This window comes from Mesorhizobium sp. BR1-1-13 (assembly GCF_020165515.1).
GTDB lineage: Bacteria > Pseudomonadota > Alphaproteobacteria > Rhizobiales > Rhizobiaceae > Mesorhizobium.
Genome location: NZ_JAIUIH010000002.1, coordinates 576,503 through 597,631 on the forward strand (window position 1 = coordinate 576,503; position 21,129 = coordinate 597,631).

General features: G+C 63.5%; 22 protein-coding genes. 20 read left to right on the forward strand and 2 right to left on the reverse strand.

Going from position 1 to position 21,129, the window contains the following annotated elements; translation table 11 throughout:
• Window positions 1–29: 29 nt before the first annotated feature.
• Window positions 30–302 carry a hypothetical protein gene (locus LB533_RS07190; RefSeq protein ID WP_140497420.1) on the reverse strand — a complete coding sequence of 91 codons (273 nt, stop codon included), beginning with the start codon at window positions 300–302 and terminating at the stop codon, window positions 30–32.
• A 216-nt stretch (window positions 303–518) separates the two neighbouring features.
• On the opposite strand from LB533_RS07190, the gene LB533_RS07195 reads away from it, so the two are divergent.
• The 9 genes from LB533_RS07195 to LB533_RS07235 all read left to right on the forward strand — a co-directional run bounded on the left by LB533_RS07195 (window position 519) and on the right by LB533_RS07235 (window position 9,792).
• Window positions 519–1,625 (forward strand): NAD-dependent epimerase/dehydratase family protein, encoded by a 1,107-nt coding sequence (locus LB533_RS07195; protein ID WP_140638372.1) that lies wholly within the window; start codon window positions 519–521, stop codon window positions 1,623–1,625.
• On the forward strand, window positions 1,622–2,701 hold the full coding sequence (locus tag LB533_RS07200) for an NAD-dependent epimerase/dehydratase family protein (RefSeq protein ID WP_140638371.1): 1,080 nt from the start codon (window positions 1,622–1,624) through the stop codon (window positions 2,699–2,701). The genes LB533_RS07195 and LB533_RS07200 overlap by 4 nt, the downstream gene beginning before the upstream one ends.
• Window positions 2,698–3,990: a TIGR04295 family B12-binding domain-containing radical SAM protein gene (locus LB533_RS07205; protein ID WP_140638370.1), complete on the forward strand. Its 1,293-nt coding sequence runs from the start codon at window positions 2,698–2,700 to the stop codon at window positions 3,988–3,990. The genes LB533_RS07200 and LB533_RS07205 overlap by 4 nt, the downstream gene beginning before the upstream one ends.
• A complete protein-coding gene (locus LB533_RS07210; protein WP_140638369.1) occupies window positions 3,975–5,075 on the forward strand; it encodes a glycosyltransferase family 4 protein in 1,101 nt (366 codons plus the stop codon). The genes LB533_RS07205 and LB533_RS07210 overlap by 16 nt, the downstream gene beginning before the upstream one ends.
• A gap of 2 nt (window positions 5,076–5,077) precedes the next feature.
• Entirely contained in the window at window positions 5,078–6,208 is a 1,131-nt protein-coding gene (locus tag LB533_RS07215) for a glycosyltransferase (protein ID WP_140638368.1), read from the forward strand.
• Complete coding sequence (locus LB533_RS07220; RefSeq protein ID WP_140638367.1) at window positions 6,205–7,296, forward strand: glycosyltransferase; 1,092 nt, start codon at window positions 6,205–6,207, stop codon at window positions 7,294–7,296. The genes LB533_RS07215 and LB533_RS07220 overlap by 4 nt, the downstream gene beginning before the upstream one ends.
• Window positions 7,296–8,399 carry a glycosyltransferase gene (locus LB533_RS07225; RefSeq protein WP_140638366.1) on the forward strand — a complete coding sequence of 368 codons (1,104 nt, stop codon included), beginning with the start codon at window positions 7,296–7,298 and terminating at the stop codon, window positions 8,397–8,399. Before LB533_RS07220 ends, LB533_RS07225 begins: the two co-directional genes overlap by 1 nt.
• Before the next feature lie 23 nt (window positions 8,400–8,422).
• Window positions 8,423–9,466: a UDP-glucuronic acid decarboxylase family protein gene (locus tag LB533_RS07230; RefSeq protein ID WP_140638365.1), complete on the forward strand. Its 1,044-nt coding sequence runs from the start codon at window positions 8,423–8,425 to the stop codon at window positions 9,464–9,466.
• 140 nt (window positions 9,467–9,606) lie between these two features.
• A complete protein-coding gene (locus LB533_RS07235; protein WP_140497402.1) occupies window positions 9,607–9,792 on the forward strand; it encodes a hypothetical protein in 186 nt (61 codons plus the stop codon).
• Window positions 9,793–9,795: 3 nt separating this feature from the next.
• On the opposite strand, the gene LB533_RS07240 is transcribed toward LB533_RS07235, so the two are convergent.
• On the reverse strand, window positions 9,796–11,235 hold the full coding sequence (locus LB533_RS07240; protein WP_224676973.1) for a hypothetical protein: 1,440 nt from the start codon (window positions 11,233–11,235) through the stop codon (window positions 9,796–9,798).
• Between LB533_RS07240 and LB533_RS07245 the strand changes: the two genes are divergently transcribed.
• From LB533_RS07245 to LB533_RS30090, 11 genes are all read left to right on the forward strand, one after another.
• On the forward strand, window positions 11,173–11,742 hold the full coding sequence (locus LB533_RS07245; RefSeq protein WP_224676974.1) for a hypothetical protein: 570 nt from the start codon (window positions 11,173–11,175) through the stop codon (window positions 11,740–11,742). The two genes, LB533_RS07240 and LB533_RS07245, sit on opposite strands and share 63 nt — an antisense overlap.
• Window positions 11,703–12,806, forward strand: a complete 1,104-nt coding sequence (locus LB533_RS07250; RefSeq protein ID WP_140638363.1) for an inositol-3-phosphate synthase — start codon at window positions 11,703–11,705, stop codon at window positions 12,804–12,806. The genes LB533_RS07245 and LB533_RS07250 overlap by 40 nt, the downstream gene beginning before the upstream one ends.
• A complete protein-coding gene (locus tag LB533_RS07255; protein ID WP_140638362.1) occupies window positions 12,803–13,399 on the forward strand; it encodes a histidine phosphatase family protein in 597 nt (198 codons plus the stop codon). Before LB533_RS07250 ends, LB533_RS07255 begins: the two co-directional genes overlap by 4 nt.
• A 14-nt stretch (window positions 13,400–13,413) precedes the next feature.
• Window positions 13,414–14,514, forward strand: a complete 1,101-nt coding sequence (locus LB533_RS07260) for a glycosyltransferase (protein WP_140638361.1) — start codon at window positions 13,414–13,416, stop codon at window positions 14,512–14,514.
• Window positions 14,514–15,317, forward strand: coding sequence for a sugar phosphate nucleotidyltransferase (locus LB533_RS07265; RefSeq protein WP_140638360.1), 804 nt, complete (start codon window positions 14,514–14,516; stop codon window positions 15,315–15,317). The genes LB533_RS07260 and LB533_RS07265 overlap by 1 nt, the downstream gene beginning before the upstream one ends.
• A gap of 2 nt (window positions 15,318–15,319) precedes the next feature.
• On the forward strand, window positions 15,320–16,081 hold the full coding sequence (locus LB533_RS07270; RefSeq protein WP_224557446.1) for a TIGR04290 family methyltransferase: 762 nt from the start codon (window positions 15,320–15,322) through the stop codon (window positions 16,079–16,081).
• Window positions 16,074–17,000 carry a beta-xylosidase gene (locus tag LB533_RS07275; RefSeq protein ID WP_140638358.1) on the forward strand — a complete coding sequence of 309 codons (927 nt, stop codon included), beginning with the start codon at window positions 16,074–16,076 and terminating at the stop codon, window positions 16,998–17,000. The genes LB533_RS07270 and LB533_RS07275 overlap by 8 nt, the downstream gene beginning before the upstream one ends.
• Before the next feature lie 7 nt (window positions 17,001–17,007).
• Window positions 17,008–17,844 (forward strand): PIG-L deacetylase family protein, encoded by an 837-nt coding sequence (locus LB533_RS07280; protein WP_140638357.1) that lies wholly within the window; start codon window positions 17,008–17,010, stop codon window positions 17,842–17,844.
• On the forward strand, window positions 17,841–18,905 hold the full coding sequence (locus LB533_RS07285) for a glycosyltransferase family 4 protein (protein ID WP_140638356.1): 1,065 nt from the start codon (window positions 17,841–17,843) through the stop codon (window positions 18,903–18,905). The genes LB533_RS07280 and LB533_RS07285 overlap by 4 nt, the downstream gene beginning before the upstream one ends.
• A gap of 8 nt (window positions 18,906–18,913) precedes the next feature.
• Window positions 18,914–19,894 (forward strand): GNAT family N-acetyltransferase, encoded by a 981-nt coding sequence (locus LB533_RS07290; RefSeq protein ID WP_140638355.1) that lies wholly within the window; start codon window positions 18,914–18,916, stop codon window positions 19,892–19,894.
• Window positions 19,895–20,042: 148 nt separating this feature from the next.
• Entirely contained in the window at window positions 20,043–21,113 is a 1,071-nt protein-coding gene (locus LB533_RS30090; RefSeq protein ID WP_411970878.1) for a class I SAM-dependent methyltransferase, read from the forward strand.
• Window positions 21,114–21,129: the final 16 nt, after the last annotated feature.

Consider the following 21,129-nt stretch of genomic DNA (forward strand, 5'->3'; position numbering starts at 1 on the left):
TTCCGATTGATCGACGGCCGGGCCCTCGGTCAGCCCTTTTGGTCACGCTCGACGAACTTGTTGAAACGGCTGGTCTGCCCGCCGCCGGTGTTGGCCTGGTAAAGAAAAGCCAGACGGTTCTCATCGAATATCCGGAAGAACTCATCCCATTCGACTGGTTCGAATGCCTCCTCGGGCTCGCCGAAATCGATCCGCAGGATGCCACCCTCGCCCTTGGTTCGCACCACTGCCGGCCGGCCGTTCCGCTCCTCGGCCCATTTGCGAATCTCCTCGTGATTGGTGGTCGTCTGCGATTGCGACATCGAAATCTCCTTTCGGCCTGCTCTCTCGCCGCGCACGCACCGCGGCAACTGTTGAGCGTCCTAACAGCACACGGCAGGCAATGTTCCAGCACCCGTCGCGTGGTGCGATGCGCCTGCTGTCGAATGAAACCGCCAGGAGAACTTTGTTGATGCGCAGGGAACAAAGCTTTTGCCGAGAAGTTGGGGGCGCCGAGGTCACCAGTCCGAGGAGTTGTCGTGAAACGTATACTGGTCACAGGGGGCTGTGGTTTCATTGGTCGCCACGTCGCACAAGAATTCGCCGATCACGGTTATTCGGTTTGCATCCTAGATGCATTGCTGGATCAGGTGCATGCAGGCGAAGCGGTCAACCTTCCCGCTGGAGCCGAACTGATCAAGGGCGACGTGCGCGATCGCGAAGCCGTCACCAAGGCGCTGAACGGCGTCGACGGGGTGGTTCACCTGGCCGCGGAAGTCGGCGTCGGCCAATCCATGTACGAGATCGCCCGCTATGTCGGCGCCAACGATCTCGGCACCGCAACACTGCTCGAGGCGTTGATCAAGCACCCGGTCGAGCGGATCGTCGTCGCGTCCTCGATGAGCGTCTATGGCGAAGGTCTGTACGCCACGCCCGACGGCCGGCGCATCGGCAACGCCCGGCGCAAGGCCAACGATCTCAAAGGCGGACAGTGGAATCCCTTGTCTGCGGACGGTCAACCCCTCTCGCCGTTGCCGACAGACGAAGAAAAGCCGGTCGATCTCGCATCCATCTATGCATTGACGAAATATGCCCAGGAACGCGCCGTGCTGATCTTCGGCGAAGCCTATGGCGTGGATGCGGTGGCGCTGCGCCTGTTCAACGTTTTCGGCGCCGGACAGGCGCTTTCAAACCCCTATACCGGCGTGCTGGCCAACTTCGCCTCGCGTCTCGCCAACGGCAAGCGGCCGATGATCTTCGAAGACGGCCAGCAGAAGCGCGATTTCGTTCATGTACGTGACGTCGCCCGCGCCTTTCGCCTAGCGCTGGAGCAACGCCAGGCGAAAGGCCACGTCATCAACATTGGAAGCGGCCGGGCTTATGCGATCCGCGATGTCGCGCGCCTTTTGGCCGAAGCCATGGGAACGCCGGACCGCTCGCCCGAGCTGCTCGGCAAAGCGCGTTCCGGCGACATTCGCAACTGCTTCGCCGACATTTGCAAGGCGCGTGAACTGCTGGGTTTCGAGCCGGGGCGGCAGTTGGAGAATTCCCTCGGCGACTTCGTTTCCTGGGTGCGCAACACGATTGCCATCGATCGCGGCGCCGACATGAAACGCGAGCTCGAAGAACGCGGGCTGGTGTCATGAAGCCGGGTCGGCGCAACCGTCGCCAAGCACCTGTCGCCATCGTCGGCGGCAGCGGCTTCATCGGGTCCAATCTCGCCGACAGCCTGTTGTCGGACGGCGAGCCGGTGCTGGTGATCGACAATCTCAGTCGCGCCGGTGTCGAACAGAACCTTGAATGGTTGTCGCACAAGCATGGAAGCCGCCTCACCTTGGAAACCGTGGATGTGCGCGACGCCAACGCCCTGGCTTCGGCCCTGACGGGGTCGAAAGCCATATTCCACCTGGCCGCGCAGACCGCCGTCACAACCAGCCTGGTTCGACCGGGCGAGGATTTCGACATCAACCTTAGGGGAACTTTCAACGTTCTGGAGGCGGCGCGACAGAGCGGCGAACGCATCCCGGTGATCTTCGCCAGCACCAACAAGGTGTACGGCAGCCTCCCCGACATCGCGGTTCGCCCGGAGGGCGAGCGCTATGTGCCCTGCGACCCTGCGATCCGCACCGAGGGCATCGGCGAGGGCCGCAGCCTGGACTTTTGCACACCCTATGGCTGCTCCAAAGGCGCGGCGGACCAGTACGTGCTCGACTACGCCAAGTCCTATGGCTTGCCGACGGCGGTCCTGCGGATGAGCTGCATCTACGGCCCACGCCAGTTCGGAACGGAGGACCAGGGCTGGGTTGCGCATTTCCTGCTTTGCGCGCTTTCGGGGCGGCCGATAACCATTTACGGCGACGGCAGGCAGGTGCGCGACATCCTGCACGTCTCCGACGCGGTTGCGGCCTACAGGGCCGTGCTCGACCGGATCGAGACGATCACGGGCCAGGCGTTCAATCTCGGCGGCGGACCGGAAAATGCGCTCAGCCTGCGCATGCTGTTGAGCGAGATCGGCAGCCTGACGGATCGAGCACTGTCGGTCCGCTATGAGGCAGAGCGGACCGGCGACCAGCCCTTCTTCGTCGCCGATACCAGGAAGATGCAAACCACGCTTGGCTGGGCGGCGCATGTTTCGTGGCGCGAAGGCATCCGCGACCTCGCCGAATGGTTGCAGCATCACCGGCTCGAACCCCACGCCGAAGCCGAGAGGTACGTCGCATGAAAATCGCGTTGGTCAATCCGTTCTGGACCTACGACGACAGCATCTATTTCGGCTGCCGCCAACCGCATCTGCCGCTGGAACTCGGCTACTCGAAAGCCTTGCTCGAACGGGCCGGCCATGAGGTGCTGATGCTGGACGGACAGCTTCAGAAGCTTGACAATTCCAGCCTTTCCGAACGGGTGGCCGAGTTCGCGCCGGCAATGACGGTCGTCACCACTGCGCCGACCTATCTGTTCTGGCGCTGCGCACCGCCAGAATTGCGCGTGCCAGCCGATTTTCTCAACCGCCTTGCCGGGCGCGGCGGGCGCACCGTCGCAGTGGGGCCGCATGGCTCGGCGACACCGGCGCCAACCCTGCGCAAGCTCGGCGTCGACATCGTCGTGCGCGGCGAATGCGAGGAGGTCGTGGCCGACCTCGCGCGGCGCCACGATTGGAGTGCGGTGTCGTCAACCGCCTACTTTAGCGAAGCAAGGCTGGTCTCGAACGGCGCCGTCCACGCCAGTTCGTTCGTCGACCATCCGCCGCTCGAATGGCCGTCAGACTGGATCGCCGCGCACGCGCACCACCATCACAGGTTCGACGACCACCAAGTGGGGTTCGGCGCGGAAGTCGAGGCATCGCGCGGCTGCCCTTACAATTGCAGCTTCTGCGCCAAGATGGATTTCCGCGATGCCTATCGCCGCCGAAATCACGAGGCGGTCGTGACGGAGATAGACCGGCTGATCGCCCAAGGTGTCGGCTACATCTACTTCATCGACGAGATCTTCCTGCCGCAGAAAGCCTTGCTGGAGGCACTGATCGACCGCGAGGTGAAGTTCGGCGTACAGACCCGCATCGACCTGTGGAAGCCCGAGCTTCTGGAATTGCTTGGCGCGGCAGGTTGCGTGTCCATCGAAGCGGGCCTCGAAAGCCTGACGGTAGAGGGCCGGGCCATGCTGGCCAAGCGCTGCCGGCTGGGCACGGAGGAACTCGCCGCGCTCCTCGTCGACGCAAGACGCCATGTTCCCTTCGTCCAGGCCAACCTGATCGGCGTGGTCGAAGATGACCCTGCCCTGGTCGACCACTGGCGAAACCACCTGATAGACAACGGCGTATGGGCCAATGAGCCGGTACCGCTCTATCCCTATCCGAGTTCGCCCAGCTATCGCGAGCTTTGGGGCGAGCCCGACGACATCGCCTGGGAGCGCGCGCATGAGCACTATCTCGCATCGTTCCAAAAATTCAGCGACATCCAGGAGAAGCGCCCGCGTCCGCTGGCGGAGCTGGAGGCGACATGTTGCGGACACTGACCCCGCGTTCGCGGCGCATCTTGATGACGGTCGATGCCGTGGGCGGCGTGTGGCGGTACGCGCTCGATCTGACCCGGGAATTCGTGGACGGCGGGGACAGCGTTTTGCTTGCCGGTCTTGGTCCGGAACCATCCACGCAACAAGCCGAAGAAGCACAGTCCTTGGCGACACTGACCTGGCTGAACACGCCGCCGGACTGGATGACCCGCAATGCCTGCGACCTCGATGCGTTGCCGGGGGAGTTGCATGCGCCCATTCGTGACCACGCCATCGACCTTGTTCATCTCAATGCGCCGACGCAGGCAGTGGGGCTCGATGCGCCCTGCCCTATCGTGGTGGTCTCGCATTCCTGCGTGGTCACATGGTTCCATGCCGTCAAGGGACAGGCGGTGGACAGTGCATGGGACTGGCAGAAGCAGCGCAACAGGCGCGGCTTCGACACGGCCGACGCCGTCATCGCGCCGAGCCACAGCCACGCCGGCGTGCTCGAAACCTGCTATGGACAAATCGCGCGTCTCAATGTCGTCGCCAACGGCGCCCGCCCGGTAGCGAAAGCCGAAAAGCGTCAACCGCTCGTCTTCGCCGCCGCCCGCTGGTGGGATGAAGCCAAGAACGCCGCGGTGATCGACCAGGCCGCGTCGATAACGCAATGGCCCGTCTTTGCAGCCGGTTCCACGCAAGGTCCGGACGGCCAGCGCGCCGGCTTCAGCCATGCCGTCGCTCTCGGAGCGCTACCGCATGATGAGATGCGCTCCCTGATGGCGCGCGCCGGAATCTTCGTGTCGCCATCGCTCTACGAGCCGTTCGGCCTGGCGACGCTGGAAGCGGCCATGTCGGCAACGCCGCTGGTTCTATCCGACATCGCCACCTACCGCGAGTTATGGGACGGGGCCGCGTTATTCTACGACGCGCGCGATCCGCATGATCTCGCCGCCTGCATCAACCGTCTCTCCGCGGATGCGCAGCACAGGCGGGAGCTCGGATGGGCAGCCCTGCGCCGGAGCCGCAGGTTTTCGTTGGCGAGGCAGGCAGCGGCCATGCGCGACGTCTACGACAAAGCGGCCCTAGCGATGGCGGAGCGCTGATCATGCGCTTTCTGTTCTATACCCATTCGGTCGTTTCCGACTGGAACCACGGCAACGCACATTTCCTGCGCGGCATCATGCGGGAGCTGGTCGCACGCCAGCATCAGGCGATCGCGCTGGAGCCGGCGGACGGCTGGAGCCGCTCGAATCTGCTGGCCGAGAAGGGCTCCTTCGCCATCGAGCGCTTCAGGAACGATTTCCCAGAGCTGATGCCGGTGACCTACGATGCCGGCTTTGACCACGAGGCCTGGATCGCCGATGCGGACGTGGTGGTCGTCCATGAATGGACCGAGCCGGACCTCGTAGCGCGCATTGGTCGCGCCAGGGCCAGGGGCGGCAATTTCATCCTCCTGTTTCACGACACCCACCACCGCGCCGTGTCGGCGACCGAGGCGATCTCGGCGCTCCAGCTGGAGCATTACGACGGCGTCCTCGCCTTTGGCGAAGCGTTGCGCGAGAGCTACCTGCGCGCCGGGTGGGGCAAACGCGTCTTCACCTGGCACGAGGCGGCTGACGACCGCCTGTTCAGACCGCACCCGGAGATCCGCCCTGCGTCAGACCTGATCTGGATCGGAAACTGGGGCGACGACGAGCGTACCGCAGAACTCAAGGAATTTCTGATCGAGCCGGTGCACGAACTCGGCCTCGAGGCCACCGTTCATGGCGTGCGCTACCCCAGGCAGGCGCTCGCCGATCTCGCAGCCGCCGGCCTGCGCCATGAAGGTTGGATCGCCAATGCCGACGTGCCGAAGGCGTTCGCAGCGCATCGTGTCACGGTACATGTTCCGCGCCGCCCCTATCGGGAAGGCCTGCCCGGCATTCCGACCATCCGCGTGTTCGAGGCGCTCGCCTGCGGCATTCCGCTGATTTCGGCCCCTTGGTCCGATACCGAGCAACTGTTCAGACCAGGCGTCGATTTCCTGTTTGCGGACAATGGCTCCCAGATGCGGCAACACCTCCGGGCCGTACTCAGCGACGCGGATTTCGCTGCCTCCTTGGCAGCGTCTGGTCTTGAGACCATCCGCCTGCGGCACACATGCCGGCACCGCGTGGACGAGTTGTTCGGCGTGCTCGCCGAATGCGGACCTCAACACATCACCAATCCGACCGCCGCAAAGGAAGCTGCTGAATGAAGATCGCTTTTTATGGATCGAGCCTGTTGTCGTCCTACTGGAACGGCGCCGCTACCTATTACCGTGGGTTGCTCAAGGCGCTTTCCCAACTCGGCTACGAAATCACCTTCTATGAACCTGACGTCTATGACCGCCGGAACAACCGCGACATCGAGGCGCCGGATTGGTGCGCCGTCGTCGTCTACGAGGCGACCCGGCACGCGCTGATGCAGGTGGCGGCGCAAGCCGCCGAGGCGGATATCGTCGTCAAGGCGAGCGGCGTCGGTTTCGAGGATGAGGCGCTGCTGCGTGCCGTGCTCGATCACGCGCGTCCTGACGCGCTCGTCGTGTTCTGGGACGTGGATGCTCCAGCGACGCTCGGCCAATTGCGCGATGAACCGGACCATCCGCTGCATGCCGCGCTACGGCAAATCGATCTTGTGTTGACCTATGGCGGCGGCGACCCCGTGGTCTGGGCCTATCGCGCCATGGGAGCGAAGGAATGCGTGCCGATCTACAATGCGCTTGATCCTGAAACGCACCATCCAGTCGCCAGTCAGGCGCGTTTTGCTTGTGACCTCGCCTTCCTCGGAAACCGGCTGCCGGACCGTGAGGCGCGCGTCGAGGCGTTTTTTCTCGATCCGGCCAGCCGTTTGCAGGAGCAGCGTTTCCTGCTTGGCGGATCGGGCTGGGGCGACAAGCCGCTTCCCGCCAATGTCAGTTGGCTCGGCCACGTCGGCACCCGCGACCACAACGCCTTCAACGTCACGCCTAAGGCGGTGTTGAACATCAGCCGCGACAGCATGGCCGCAAACGGCTTTTCGCCGGCCACCCGCGTTTTCGAGGCGGCGGGCGCCGGTGCCTGCCTCATCACGGATGCGTGGCTGGGTGTCGAACTGTTCCTGAAACCCGGCGAGGAGATTCTGGTCGCGCGCGACGGCGGCGATGTCGCCGAAATCATGCGCACCTTGCCCCCCAACCGGGCAAAGGCGATCGGCGCGTCCGCACTGCGCCGCGTCCGCGGCGAACATACCTACGCCATGAGAGCGGCGGTGACCGACGCGGTCTTGAAGCGGCACTTCGAGCGCGGGACCGTGGAGGCGGCGTGATGACCAAGCGGCTCAACATCGTCTTTCTCGGCCTGTCCCTCTCCTCGTCCTGGGGAAACGGTCACGCCACGACCTTTCGAGGCCTGCTGAAGGGCCTGCACGAACTCGGCCATCGTGTGACATTCCTTGAGCGTAACGTGCCGTGGTACGCCAATCATCGCGATTTGCGCGATCCCGATTTCTGCGCCCTGCGCTATTACGAAACCACCCATGAGTTGCAACAGGACTGCGCACGATGCCTGCAACAGGCGGATGTCGTGGTCGTCGGGTCCTTCGTTCCGGAGGGGCGCGCGGTCATCGACATTGCCGCGGCGCTCTGCAAGGGGGCGCTCTGCTTTTATGACATCGACACGCCGGTGACCCTGGCAAAGCTTTCGACGGATGAATGCGACTATCTTAGTGGGCGCCAGATTCCGTATTTCGATGTCTATTTCTCCTTCACCGGCGGGCCGACGCTTGGCCGACTGGCGCAGGATTTCGGTGCGCGCCGCGCCGAACCGCTCTACTGTTCGGTCGATCCGGAACGGCATCACCGAACCGCCGACCCGGTCGGTTGGGATCTTGGTTATCTCGGCACCTACAGCACCGACCGGCAGGCAACGCTCAACGCGCTGTTGCTCGAGCCCGCACGGCGCATGCCGGACCGCCGTTTTGTCGTCGCCGGCTCGCAATATCCGCCCGACATCGTCTGGCCCGAAAATGTCGAACGCATCGAACATTTGCCGCCGGCCGATCATGCCGCTTTCTATAGCCGCCAGCGCTACACGCTCAACGTCACGCGCAGATCGATGATCGCCGCCGGATGGTCCCCCAGCGTGCGCCTTTTCGAAGCGGCCGCTTGCGGTACGCCGATTATCAGCGATCGCTGGCCAGGTCTCGACAGCTTCTTTCCTGCTTCGGCGATCCACATGGCCGACAAGGGGGATGACATCGTCGATATCCTGCTCAGGGAATCCGAGCACGCCCGGCTCGCCATGGCCGGCCGGGCGCGCGAAGTCGTCCTGGGAGCACATACCGGTGCGGCCAGGGCCCGCGAATTCGTGTCGCTGCTGACAGGACCGAGAGCGGCGATGATCGATGTCGATATCGGAACCGCAGCATGACTGAAAGACAGGAGAAAACAGCGATGCGGCAAACAAGAAAAGCGCGAAGGGCGAAGACAGTGCTTGTCGCCGGCGGCGCGGGTTTCCTCGGCTCGCATCTTTGCGAAACGTTGTTCCGCAACGGCTGGCGTGTGATCTGCGTCGACAATTTCCTTACCGGCCGCATGGACAACATCGTCTCTATCATGGACCAGCCGCGCTTCCGGCTGATCGAGCAGGATATCTGCCGGCCACTGAACCTCAGCGAGCCGGTGGATCGCATTTTCAACCTGGCATGCGCTGCTTCGCCGCCTCGCTACCAGGCCGATCCGATACACACCACGCGCACCTGCGTCATCGGAACCCTCAACCTGCTCGAACTCGCCGTCCGCAACAACGCACGATTCCTACAGGCGTCGACAAGTGAAGTTTATGGCGACCCGGAACAACATCCGCAACGGGAAGACTATGTTGGCCATGTGAACTTCACCGGCCCGCGCGCCTGCTACGACGAAGGCAAGCGTACCGCCGAAACGCTTTGCTTCGATTATCTGAGAGCGGCAAAAGCCGATATTCGCGTGGCCCGCATCTTCAACACCTACGGTCCCAGGATGGACCCCGCCGACGGCCGCATCGTCTCGAACCTGATCATGCAGGCGCTTGAGAAGCGCTCGATGACGATATTCGGCGATGGGTTGCAGACAAGGTCCTTCTGCTACGTCTCCGATCTGATCGACGGTATGATGCGCCTGATGGATCTCGATCCCAATCCCGGGAAACCCGTCAACCTGGGCAATCCCGGAGAATTCACCATCATGCGACTGGCATCCATGGTGAGGGACATGACCGGAACCAAGTCGGATCTGAAATTCCTGCCCTTGCCGCAAGACGACCCCCGCCGCAGGCAGCCCGACATCTCGCGTGCAAAGGCGCTGCTCGGCTGGACGCCGAAAGTGCCACTCACGCAAGGGCTGATGCAGACGATCGGATACTTCTCCAATCTCGAAACCAGCGGGATCGACGGCGGCCGGATGACAGCTGTTGCGACAAACGCAAGATCGGGCAGGTTGCAAAACCTTCCGGCCTGAAGCCAGGCCGCCGCAGCCACGTGCCCCCGGCATGACCGCTCAAGCACGGTCATGCCTCCTGCCGCACTTTTGCGGATTGCCCGGAACATCCTGGCGAGCTCGGGGTTTGACGATGAGACCCCGCTATGGAGAACGGACCCGTGCAACCCAAACGATCCGCAAAGGATATCGAGCAGATTGCGGAAAGAGAGACGGCTGCCTTTCTGCGACGGGCCTCCATCACCTATCTCGAGTGCTGCGTCAGCCTGATGATGACGCATCTGCAGCGCGAGGAAGTGGCCACCATTCTCGAACGCGAAGCGGACATGCTGCGGAGACTGGACTGATCGTCAGGGCCCGGACCTCTCCAGGAAGCGTAGCAGCCCATTCTTGTACCGCGTTGCCGCAGCTACCAGCCTTGGCTTCTCCGGGCCATGCTCGGATCGGGCAGCAACGTTCCAGAGTCCCAGTTGAAACGCCAGGTAGCAAGGTTCGAGATAGTCAATGAGGCCGGTATCGATATTGAGCCGCTCCCCGGCTTCCATGTGGTGGACCAACGTCGCTAGCTCGCTGTCGGAAAATCCATATTCGACGCGAGCGCCGGCAATATCCCACTCTATGGGCTGGCAGCCGATCAAATCATGTCCCCGGCAGTGGTCGACGGCATCCGTCTTGACCAGCGTCCCGTCGGCACAAACGAGAAACTCCCACGGGTGAAGCCTTCCGTCGATCTCGACCCGTGACAGCGCTTGTGCGGGGCCTTGCTTCGAGAACCAGTTCCGCAGCTCTGCCGCGCACTGCTCGCCAAGGGCTTCGGCGCCATTGTGGATGGCCATCTCAACGAGTTCCGGCAATGGAGCACCGGGCTCCGGAGTTCCCAGATTGGCCGCACGCCAGGCGAGATAGCGTGCGAGCTTCGCGACAAGCCTGTCTTTCGATAGGCTTGCCTGATCCATTGTCTTGCCGTCGACCCACCGTTCAACCAGAAAGCCGTGGCAAAGCCCGACGATCCGCGGTCCGAAACCGGCTTCGTTCAGCATCTCTGCGGTTTGCATCTTGCGCTGCCCGATTTGACCGAGGCCGGCAAATTTGACGAGCCACCGATCGCGTCCTGCGGACGCCAGGAATTTTCGCCGCTCGATGCCGCGTTGACTGGGCGGCCAGAGCCTCTCCTCGGCGTAGTGGAGGTTTCGCCACTCTCCAGCGGATATTTCGGACAGGGCCAATTGCGGGCTGCCGGTCGCCTCCGCCACCCAATCGCGTAACGTCGGCATTTGCGCGCCGCCCGGGAAGGTGCTTTCGAAGGCCATCGCCACATGTTTGCGGCAACCCGACCATGTCTCACGAACCTCCTCAGAGGCTTCGGCACCCGGGCCACCGGAATGGCTGGGGAACAGGTGGATGCGGGCCCTACCGATGCCCAGCCGCCGCAACCACGCGACGACGGCGTGCATCGAACTGCCCGACAGGCCGGGGCCCTCGTCGACGACACCGAAGCAGGCGGACGGCTTGTCCCTCCAGGCGCCGATCAATTCCGGGTCGGCGTTGACATGCCTGCGGAAAGGATGGCCGATCGGGCGCACGCTGATGGGTGCCGGCGCGTCGATCGCCGCGGCGACCAGGGCGGCAAGCCCGAGGCCAATGCTGCGGATGCCGATGACGCATGTATTCGCGTCGAGGCCTGATGCCCGCGCCGCGCCGAGATAGCTTTCCGGATAAAGCGCATAATGGGCGTACCCCTCGGCCGTGCCGGTAAGAACCTTGCCCTGGCAGTCGAGCGCCGCCAGCATTTGCCTCAGCACGGGATCGACGGCGCCGCTTACCGCGAAGCCGCTTTGCCAGGACCTCGCCACTTCCGCCGCAAGGCCGACCAGCAGCTTGGCGCCTTGCCGCTGCCGCGGCGAAGCGGTGTCCCCGCCGCCGGCCTCGAACTCGATATCAGCCAGCGCCTGGACCAGTTCCGAGACCTTGACGAACAGCCCTACCAAGGCAGCGTGGCGTTGGATGCCACAGGGCATGCGATCGAGGCTTTCCGCCATTTTGCCTGCAGCCTTGCGAAGCTGCCGCGCGTCTTCCGTTCGTTTGTGGTCGCCGTAGACGATCATCGATCGATTCCAAGCCTGCCGTGCGCCAACGCCGCTTGCGCGGCTTCGATCCATCCTGCCGCGCGCAATTTTTCCACATGCCAAGGAACATTCCGGCAAGCTGGCGGTTCGGCCCCAGGAACTTACCTTGGACAGCACAGGACGGCAGTTTCGTGGGATCGAAGAAAGTTCGTGTCGGTATCGTCGGCGTAGGCAATTGCGCATCCTCCCTGGTGCAAGGCCTTTCCTATTACCGAGATGCAAAAGGCAACGAGCCGATCCCCGGGCTGATGCATGCCGATCTCGGCGGCTACCACGTCGAGGATATCGAGGTCGTCTGTGCGTTCGACGTCGCCAAGGGCAAGGTCGGGCGCGACGTGGCCGAAGCGATCTACAGCGCCCCGAACAACACGTTCCGTTTTGCCGATGCGGTTGCAACCGGGGTTCGCGTCGAGCGTGGCCCCACGTTGGACGGCATCGGCAAATATCTGCGCACGGAAATCGAGGAAGCGCCGGAGCCGGTTGCCAATGTCAGCGAAATCCTGCGGGACAGCGGCGCCGATGTGCTGGTCTCGTACCTGCCGGTGGGGTCGGAGGAAGCGACGCGCTTCTATGCCGAATGCGCCCTCGAGGCCGGCTGCGCCTTCGTCAACTGCATACCGGTTTTCATCGCGTCACGGCCCGAATGGCGCCTGCGTTTCGAGGAACGCGGGCTGCCGCTGGTCGGAGACGACATCAAGAGCCAGGTCGGCGCGACCATCGTGCATCGGTTGCTGGCCAATCTCTTCCGCGAGCGCGGCGTCCGCATCGACCGCACCTATCAGTTGAATTTCGGCGGCAACACCGATTTCCTCAACATGCTGGAACGCGAGCGGCTAGAATCGAAGAAGATCTCGAAGACGCAATCCGTGACCAGCCAGTTCGATGTTCCCTTGGAGCCTGGCAACATTCATGTCGGCCCCAGTGACCATGTGCCATGGCTCACCGATCGCAAATGGGCCTACATCCGGGTTGAAGGCACGACCTTCGGTGGAGTGCCGCTCAACGCCGAACTCAAGCTGGAAGTCTGGGATTCGCCCAATTCGGCCGGCGTGGTCATCGACGCCGTGCGCTGCGCCAAGCTGGCGCTTGACCGCGGCATCGCGGGCGCGCTGACCGGTCCGTGCAGCTATTTCATGAAGTCTCCGCCTGAGCAGTTCACCGATGCCGAAGCTCGGCAACGCACGCTAGCATTCATCACCGGCAGGGACGAGCCCATGCTCGATGCCGCGGAATGACGACGACCTTCTTCCTGATCCGGCACGCGGCACACGACAATGTCGGCTCCTATCTGGCCGGACGGATGGGCGGAGTTCGCCTTGGCGAATCCGGCAGGGACCAGGCGGCGCATCTTGGCCGCCGCATGGGCCGCGAGTCGATTGCCGCTATCTGGTGCAGCCCACGCGAGCGCACGCTGGAAACCGCGAAGCCGATCGCGGCTGCCTGTAATGTCGGCGAAATCGCGATCTGCGCCGAACTCGACGAGATCGACTTCGGCATCTGGTCGGGAAAGACGTTCGAGGAGCTAAACGGCGATGCCGGCTGGCAGGCGTGGAACAGTCGGCGGCAGGAAGCAAGCACCCCAAGCGGCGAAACCATGCTGGACGTCCAACAGCGTATCGTCTCGCTCATGGACAAGGCTCGAGAGCGGCATCAGAACCAATGCGTCGCGCTGGTCAGCCATGCCGACGTGATCAAGGCAGCGATCTGCAATGTGCTCGGCCTGCCCGTCGGCAACAGTTTTCGCTTCGATATCGACCCCGCCTCCATCACCACGATCGTATCTGGAGACTGGGGAGCAAAGCTCCTCCGCCTGAACGAACTTGCCTGACGAGGACTTGCCGGATGCAGATGGTCATTTTCGGTCTCACCGTCACGTCCTCATGGGGAAACGGTCACGCCACCTTGTGGCGCGGGCTGATCCGGGCGCTGGCCCGGCACGGCTGGTCCATCACCTTTTTCGAGCGCGACACCCCTTACTATGCCGGTGCGAGGGACCTCGATCAGTTGGACGGCGGCAACGTCGTGCTCTACCCGGACTGGGAGGATATCCGAAGGGTCGCGGAGCAGACGATCAAGCAATCGGACGTCGTCATCATTACCTCCTACTGCCCCGACGCCGTGGACGCTTCACGCCTGGCGCGGCAGGCATGCCGCGGGCTGCGTGTTTTTTACGACTTGGACACTCCGGTCACGCTGGCGCGCGTCGATCAAGGTGAACGCCCACCCTATTTCGGGCCCGAGGGCCTTGCCGATTTCGATCTCGTCCTGAGTTACACGGGCGGCTCGGCGATCGACGCGCTCAAGACGGTCCTCGGTGCACGCCACGTGGTGCCGCTCTATGGCCATGTCGATCCCGACCAGCACCGGCCGGCAGTACCTAGGCCGGAATTTGCGGGCGATCTGTCCTATCTCGGCACCTATGCGGCGGATCGCCAGGCCGGCGTAGAAAAGCTGTTGGTCCGCCCGGCCGCGCGCCTGCCTGACCACCGCTTCATCATCGGCGGTGCGCAATATCCGCAGGAATTCCCGTGGAGCGACAACATCTTCTTCGTCAGGCACCTTCCGCCGGCCGACCATCCGGCCTTCTTTTCATCGTCCCGCCTGACGCTGAATGTGACGCGCGAGGCGATGGCACAGAAGGGTTGGTGTCCGTCGGGCCGGCTGTTCGAAGCGGCGGCATGCGGCGTACCGATCATCACCGACACCTGGCCGGGCCTCAGCAGCTTCTTCAAACCCGGCAGCGAGATTCTGCTGGCGCACGACACGGACGACGTGGTCGCAGCGCTCAAACTGCCAGCGCACGAGCTCGATGCCATCCGAAGCCGTGCGCGTGAACGGGTACTGGACGAACACACGTCCGCACGGCGCGCGGCGGAGCTGGATCGCATCCTGAACGAAGCCTTGCAAAGGTCGGCCGGCGAACCGATGAAGGAAGCAGTCTGATGTTGGGCATCGTGCCCGCTGCCGGACGCGGCAGCCGCATTCAACCGCTCGGCTTCTCGAAGGAACTGCTGCCGGTCGGGAGCCGGATCGATGGACAGACGGAGCGCCCCTGCGCCGTAAGCGAATATCTGGTGCGGCGGATGGTGCGCGCCGGCGTCGACAAGATCTGTTTCATCATCGGATCGGGCAAATCCGATATCCTCGAATATTATGCCGCGGGCTACGGCGCGGCGACCGCTCTGTTCGTGGTACAGCCCACACCTGTCGGCCTTTGCGACGCGATCTTCCGAGCGGCACCCCTCGTCGCACCGGACGAGACGGTGTTGATCGGCCTTCCCGATACGATCTGGTTTCCCGAGGACGGCTTCTGCCGTCTGCCGGACGACCAGCTGTCATTCCTGCTCTTCCCGGTGGAGCGGCCGGAATTCTTCGATGCCGTGGTTCTCGGCGAGGACGGCCGGGTGCGGGAAATCCAGGTCAAGCGAGAGGACGCCGCCACGAACTGGATATGGGGCGCCTTCAAGATGCCGGGCCATGTCCTGCACCGGCTAGCGGCACTCTGGCGCGAGCGGGATTGCCATGACGAATATATCGGCACGTTGATCAACGCCCATCTGGCAGCGGGCGGTCAGGCCTATGGTGTCAAGGCAGGGGCCGCCTATGTCGACGTCGGGACCTTCAACGGCTATCGCGCGGCCCTTCGGCTGCTCGACGAAGATGCCGCGTCCAAACAGCACCGGCCCACCATGATCGCGTCCAAGGCACATTCGCATGTGCCTGCCGTTCCGGGCGAAGGAGCCTAGCCATGCTGCATTCCCATGCTGAAATTCGACGCCGTATCGATGCCCTTGGCCCATGGTTCCACAATATGGAGCTGGCAGGCGTCGAAACCGCTCCCGACCACTTTCTCGGCAATTACCCGCTGGTCAAGTGGCGCAAGTTCGCCGACGCCATCCCCGCCGACCTGGCCGGCAAGTCCGTGCTCGATATCGGCTGCAATGCCGGTTTCTACTCCATCGAAATGAAACGGCGCGGCGCCGGTCGTGTCCTCGGCATCGATTTCGACGAGGCCTATCTGGCACAGGCGCGCTTTGCCGCCGAGATCGCGGACTGCGACATCGAGTTCCAGAAGCTTTCAGTCTACGACGTCGGTGCCCTGCGCGAGACATTCGACATCGTGCTTTTCATGGGTGTGCTCTACCACCTGCGCCACCCCCTGCTCGCGCTCGACCTGATCCGCGAGCATGTCGCGGGTGAGCTGATGATTTTTCAGTCGATGCAGCGCGGCAGCAAGGATCTGCCCGCGCTGGAGCAGGACTATCACTTCTGGACGCACGACCTGTTCGACGAGCCGGATTTTCCGAAACTTCATTTCATCGAACATCGCTACGCCGACGATCCGACCAATTGGTGGATCCCCAACCGCGCCTGCACCGAAGCGATGCTGCGCAGCGCCGGTTTCGAGATCTTTCTTCATCCCGAGCAGGAGGTCTATTTCTGCCGTCCCGCCGGCGACCCGGCCGGCGGCGGCGCCGTCTACCCATCGAAAGGACAGCTCCATGATTGAAGCCGCGATGATCTGGAACGAGCCCAACAACAAATCGCACTGGGACCCCGAGCTCGACCCCGATTGGAGCCGCTTCGCCGCCATGGCAATGTTGTCGGCAGATGCGATCGCGTCCGAGAATCCGGCCCTGACCAAGGTACTCGGCGGCATCTCGCCGATCGACCCCGGTTTCATAACGCGCATGAAGGAATTCGGATTGCTGGACCATGTCGACGCAGTCGCCGTGCATGGCTTCCCGCTCGACTGGAACCTGTGGCAGATCCAGGAATGGCCGCAGAAGATCGGTGAGATCGCGGCCGTCACCGATCTCCCGATCTGGGTCAGCGAAGTCGGCGTATCGACCTTCGGCGCCGACGAGATCCAGGTCTGGGGCCTCAGGCGCACCGCTGAGCTGCTGCTCGGCAACGCTCCGCGCATCCAGTGGTACAGCCTTTATGATCTCCCGCGCGAATGGGAAGCAACGACGCGCCATCGCGAAGCGGAAGGCTCCTCCTACTATCGTCATTTCCATATGGGGCTGCTGCGCCAGGACGGCACGCCAAAACCGGCACTGGAGGAATTCCTGCGCCGTACGCCCGAGATGGGGCTGGTGCAGTGGTTTCATTTCGAGGACCCGCGACTGGACGACGCCGTCGCCTGGATGAAGCGGCTCGGGGTCACCAATATGCGGACCGGACTTTCCTGGGCCGACAGCTTCAGGCCGAATGCATTGAACTGGTTCGATCGACAAATGGAAGCGCTCGCCGATTTCGACGTGACCGTCACCTTCTGCTTCACGCCGGAGCATCGCGGGATGATGCCTCACCACACCAGTCCGCCGCTGGTGCCGGAGGAATTCGCCGAATTCTGTGCAACCATGATCCGCCGCTACGCGCCCGGCGTGGCTTCCACGTCGAGGCGGCGGGCCTCGGCAGCGTGAGGCTCCCATGCATCAACCGTCGGCAACCCTGGGCGAATTCGCGGCCCTGTTGACGGGCAGTGACGCAGCACATGGCTCCGCCATCATGGTCGTCGTCGCGCATCCGGACGACGAGACGATCGGCATCGGCGGGCATCTTGCCGGACTGCGGTCATGCCGCATCGTCCATGTCACAGACGGAGCACCACGCGATCTTGCCGACGCGCAAGCGCATGGTTTCGAGACATGGCAGGGCTATGCCGATGCGCGCCGTGCGGAACTGACGGAAGCCTTGACCGCGGCCGGCATATCGCCATCGGGCCTGACCGCCCTTGGCTATCCCGACAAGGAGGCTGCGGCGAATCTCGTGGCGCTCGCGCAGGAACTCGCCTGCCTTGTTTGCGAACCCGACATCCGCTTCGTCTGCACACATCCTTTCGAGGGAGGCCATCCCGACCACGACGCGACCGCTTTTGCCGTTCACGCGGCCTGCCATCTTCTGCGCCGTGACCGCCGGCCCGTGCCCACCATCATCGAAATGGCCTTTTATTCGGCTGGCCCGGACGGCCCGGTATTTCAGGATTTCGCCAGCGGCACCGGCAGTGATTGCATAGAGGTCTGCCTGACCGAAGCGGCCTTTCAGCAAAAGCAGCGCATGCTGGCCAGCCACCTGACGCAGCAGCGAACGCTGGCGCCGTTTTCCACCCGCACCGAGCGCTTCCGACTGGCGCCGACCTATGATTTCCTGAAGCTGCCCAACGATGGCAGGCTCTACTATGAATCGCTGCCGCTGGGTTTCGAGCCCGGCACCTGGCTGCATGCGAGCGCCCGTGCTCACGAGGCGCTCCGGCTCGACCAGCCATGACGCTCACAGTGCTCAATGTTGCCTATCCTCTCGCGCCGGTGGGACCGAACGCCGTTGGCGGCGCCGAGCAGGTGCTGTCAATGCTCGATCAGGCGCTGACCCACGCCGGCCATCGGTCCATTGTCATCGGCTGCCAGGGTTCCAGTGCAAGCGGCATTTTGGTGGAAACGCCCGCCGAAGCCGGCGTGCTCGACCAGGCGGCGAAAAACCGGGCGCAGCAGTCCCATCGCGCCGCGATCGCCGCCGCCCGCACCCGATGGCCGATCGACCTGGTTCATCTCCATGGCATCGACTTCGACGCCTACCTGCCTGCCGACGGTCCGACCCTGGTGACCCTTCACCTGCCGCTCGACTGGTACCCGGCCGGGGTACTGCGCCCGACACGCGACGACCTCTGGCTTCACGCCGTCTCGTCGGCCCAGCAGAGAACCGCGCCGCCGGATGCAAGCTTGATTACCCCGATCCCGAATGGTGTCGATATCGACGCGCTGAACCAGCCGCGGCCCAGGGGCGGCTTCGCCCTCGTGCTCAGCCGCATCTGCCCGGAAAAGGGCATACACCTGGCATTGGATGCGGCTAAGCGGGCTGATGTGCCGCTGGTCATCGGCGGGCGGGTCTATCCGTACGAAACGCATATCCAATACTTTCGCGATGAAGTCGAACCTCGCCTTGATCGCCGGCGCCGCTTCCTCGGCCCGCTCGGCTTCACCGCCAAGCGGCGCCTGCTCAATGCAGCACGCTGCCTGGTCGTTCCGAGCCTCGCCGCCGAGACCAGTTCGCTGGTCGCGATGGAAGCACTCGCGTGCGGCACACCGGTGATCGCCCTTCCAAGCGGTGCGCTTCCCGATGTGGTCGAGCACGGCAAGACCGGCTTTATCGTCAACAATGTCGACGAGATGGCGCAAGCAATTCTCGCGGCACCCGGCCTCGATGCCGAGACGTGCCGAAGCGAGGCGCGTCGGCGGTTTTCGCTGGAGCGCATGGTCTCATCCTACATGAGCGCCTATCTGGCGCTGGCCCGGCTCGGCGCCGACCGCAGGCGCTTCGCCGCGGCACGGTGAACGAGCCGATGCTGCGCAGCGAGATCATCGGCGAGCCAGAGCAATTGCATGCGCTGATGCCGCATTGGTGGAAACTGTGGGAGCAGAGTTCGTCGGCGACGCCCTTTCAATGTCCCGCCTGGCTGCTGCCGTGGTGGCACACATTCGCTCCGGGGGAACTGGCGACGGTCGCCATCTGGCGCTGCGACGATCTGGTGGGCCTGGCACCGCTCTATCTCGAACATGGCACGGCAGGGTCGAAACTGCTTCCGATCGGCATTTCACTCAGCGACTATCTGGACGTGCTTTGTGTGCCCGGCAGCGAAGCCCAGGTCGCCGCTGCCCTTGCCGAGAAGATACTCTCGATCGAGTGGTCGCAGTGGATCCTGCCGGATCTGCCGCAGGGCAGTGCCGGTCTCGCGATCGAACATCCCGAATTGGAGGCCGCTGGACCGGTCGGGCATGCCGTTTGTCCCGTGCTCACCACCGACGGCGACGAAACGCTGGCGGGCTGCGTCCCCGCCCGGCGCAGACGCCAGTTACGCCGGGCGCGGCGCGCCGCATTTAGGCGCGGCCGGGTCGTGTTGTCGCCGGCAAGGGATGATCCTCAGCTGTTCCTCGATCACCTGATAGGCCTGCACGGCGCGCGCTGGGCTGGAAACGGAGGCGGTGTGCTGGCCGACCCGGCGGTGGAGCGATTCCACAGGCGCTCACTTCCCCTGCTCGACGCCCGCGATCTGACCCGCTGCTGGTTGCTCGCGATCGACGGCAAGCCAATCGGCGCCTATTACGGATTTCACCATCGCGGCCGTGCCTATGCCTATCTTGGCGGCTTTGATCCTGCCTATGCGGAGGAAAGTCCAGGCGCGATCCTGGTTGGCCACGCAATTGCCGAATCGATCCGCGAAAGTGCGCGCGAGTTCGACTTCCTGCGCGGCCGGGAGCCTTACAAATATGGCTGGGGCGCTGGCGACAGGTGGACGATGCGAAGGACTTGGACGCGGAAATGAGCCCATGGGTTCGATGGTACCAACATCCGTGCGCCGCCGGATAGCGGTCAGGCTGGCGGTCGAGGACTGTATGGCGGACGCTGTCAGCGCCGAGGCCGTGATCGCCAGGCTGGCGCTGCATCTCCAGCCAGGCATCGGGGCAGTCGAATTGGCGGAGATCGTGGCGGAGATCGATTCGGTCGATTCCCGAGACAGGGAAAGGCTCCAGCAGATAGCCGGGCTGCTTCGCCGCGGATCGGAGGTTTTTGCCACGTTGCAGAAAACGGGTTCCGCCGTTCGTCACGAACGCGACGACGACGAGACGGATGCAGATGTCGTCACGCGGCTGGCCTCGGGCTTTGACGCCGCGGCAGCGATTTCCCGGGTGGCGAGTGTCCAGCTGGCTTCTCTCGGCGATGAGGAAAGGCTAGCCGCCACGACCGACGAAATAGTCGCATGGTTGGAAGCGCAAGACTTCACCGGAGCTGGACGAAAGATTCTGGACATCGGTTGCGGCATCGGGCGTTTCGAGCGCGCCCTGTCGGCATCCTGTGGCCGGGTCGTCGGCATAGACATATCGTCGAGGATGATCTCCATCGCCCGTGAGCAATGCGCAGCGCTTGGCAATGTAGAGCTGCGGCGAACCTCGGGCCTCGATCTGGCGGAGTTCGGTGACGCGAGTTTCGACTGCGTTCTGGCGGTCGACAGTTTCCCCTATCTGGTGCTGGCCGGCGTGGCAGAGCGGCATTTCGGCGAAATCGCGCGCGTCCTCAAAAGACCGGGCAGGCTGGCCTTGCTGAATTACTCATATCGCGAATCAATGTTTTTGGACCGCGCCGATATCCATCGCCTGGCGCAACGTCACGGATTGCGGATCGTCATCGATAGCGAAAAGCCGTTTCGGCTGTGGGACGGCGACGCCTTCCTGCTTGCCGGCGTGACGGAACATTACCAGCCAATGCCAGTTCGGGCCTCGAACACAGAGACGCTGAAGAGCGCCGCCAATTCAATGGAGGACAGCATGGCATCCGGCAGCAAGAAACATGTCGGCAGCGGCAGCCACGACAAAGGTGCCGACTCCGGAGCAATGACCGAACTGGCCAAGGACAAGATCGAAGAAAACGCGGTTTTGTCGAACAGGGACAAGAAGCAGCACAGCGAGGAACGCGGCCTGGATGGCAATCAGATCAAGTCCGATCAATATCAGGATCACGCCGCAAATCGATTGCCGAAGGACTGAAAGGCGCCGCGCTGCA

Excerpts from the sequence above, each read along its gene's own strand:
- LB533_RS07190 (WP_140497420.1), bottom strand. The coding sequence starts at position 302 with ATGTCGCAATCGCAGACGACCACCAATCACGAGGAGATTCGCAAATGG.
- LB533_RS07200 (WP_140638371.1), top strand. The coding sequence starts at position 1,622 with ATGAAGCCGGGTCGGCGCAACCGTCGCCAAGCACCTGTCGCCATCGTC.
- LB533_RS07205 (WP_140638370.1), top strand. The coding sequence starts at position 2,698 with ATGAAAATCGCGTTGGTCAATCCGTTCTGGACCTACGACGACAGCATC.
- LB533_RS07210 (WP_140638369.1), top strand. The coding sequence starts at position 3,975 with ATGTTGCGGACACTGACCCCGCGTTCGCGGCGCATCTTGATGACGGTC.
- LB533_RS07215 (WP_140638368.1), top strand. The coding sequence starts at position 5,078 with ATGCGCTTTCTGTTCTATACCCATTCGGTCGTTTCCGACTGGAACCAC.
- LB533_RS07220 (WP_140638367.1), top strand. The coding sequence starts at position 6,205 with ATGAAGATCGCTTTTTATGGATCGAGCCTGTTGTCGTCCTACTGGAAC.
- LB533_RS07225 (WP_140638366.1), top strand. The coding sequence starts at position 7,296 with ATGACCAAGCGGCTCAACATCGTCTTTCTCGGCCTGTCCCTCTCCTCG.
- LB533_RS07230 (WP_140638365.1), top strand. The coding sequence starts at position 8,423 with ATGCGGCAAACAAGAAAAGCGCGAAGGGCGAAGACAGTGCTTGTCGCC.
- LB533_RS07245 (WP_224676974.1), top strand. The coding sequence starts at position 11,173 with ATGGGCGTACCCCTCGGCCGTGCCGGTAAGAACCTTGCCCTGGCAGTC.
- LB533_RS07240 (WP_224676973.1), bottom strand. The coding sequence starts at position 11,235 with ATGCTGGCGGCGCTCGACTGCCAGGGCAAGGTTCTTACCGGCACGGCC.
- LB533_RS07255 (WP_140638362.1), top strand. The coding sequence starts at position 12,803 with ATGACGACGACCTTCTTCCTGATCCGGCACGCGGCACACGACAATGTC.
- LB533_RS07260 (WP_140638361.1), top strand. The coding sequence starts at position 13,414 with ATGCAGATGGTCATTTTCGGTCTCACCGTCACGTCCTCATGGGGAAAC.
- LB533_RS07265 (WP_140638360.1), top strand. The coding sequence starts at position 14,514 with ATGTTGGGCATCGTGCCCGCTGCCGGACGCGGCAGCCGCATTCAACCG.
- LB533_RS07270 (WP_224557446.1), top strand. The coding sequence starts at position 15,320 with ATGCTGCATTCCCATGCTGAAATTCGACGCCGTATCGATGCCCTTGGC.
- LB533_RS07275 (WP_140638358.1), top strand. The coding sequence starts at position 16,074 with ATGATTGAAGCCGCGATGATCTGGAACGAGCCCAACAACAAATCGCAC.
- LB533_RS07280 (WP_140638357.1), top strand. The coding sequence starts at position 17,008 with ATGCATCAACCGTCGGCAACCCTGGGCGAATTCGCGGCCCTGTTGACG.
- LB533_RS07285 (WP_140638356.1), top strand. The coding sequence starts at position 17,841 with ATGACGCTCACAGTGCTCAATGTTGCCTATCCTCTCGCGCCGGTGGGA.
- LB533_RS07290 (WP_140638355.1), top strand. The coding sequence starts at position 18,914 with ATGCTGCGCAGCGAGATCATCGGCGAGCCAGAGCAATTGCATGCGCTG.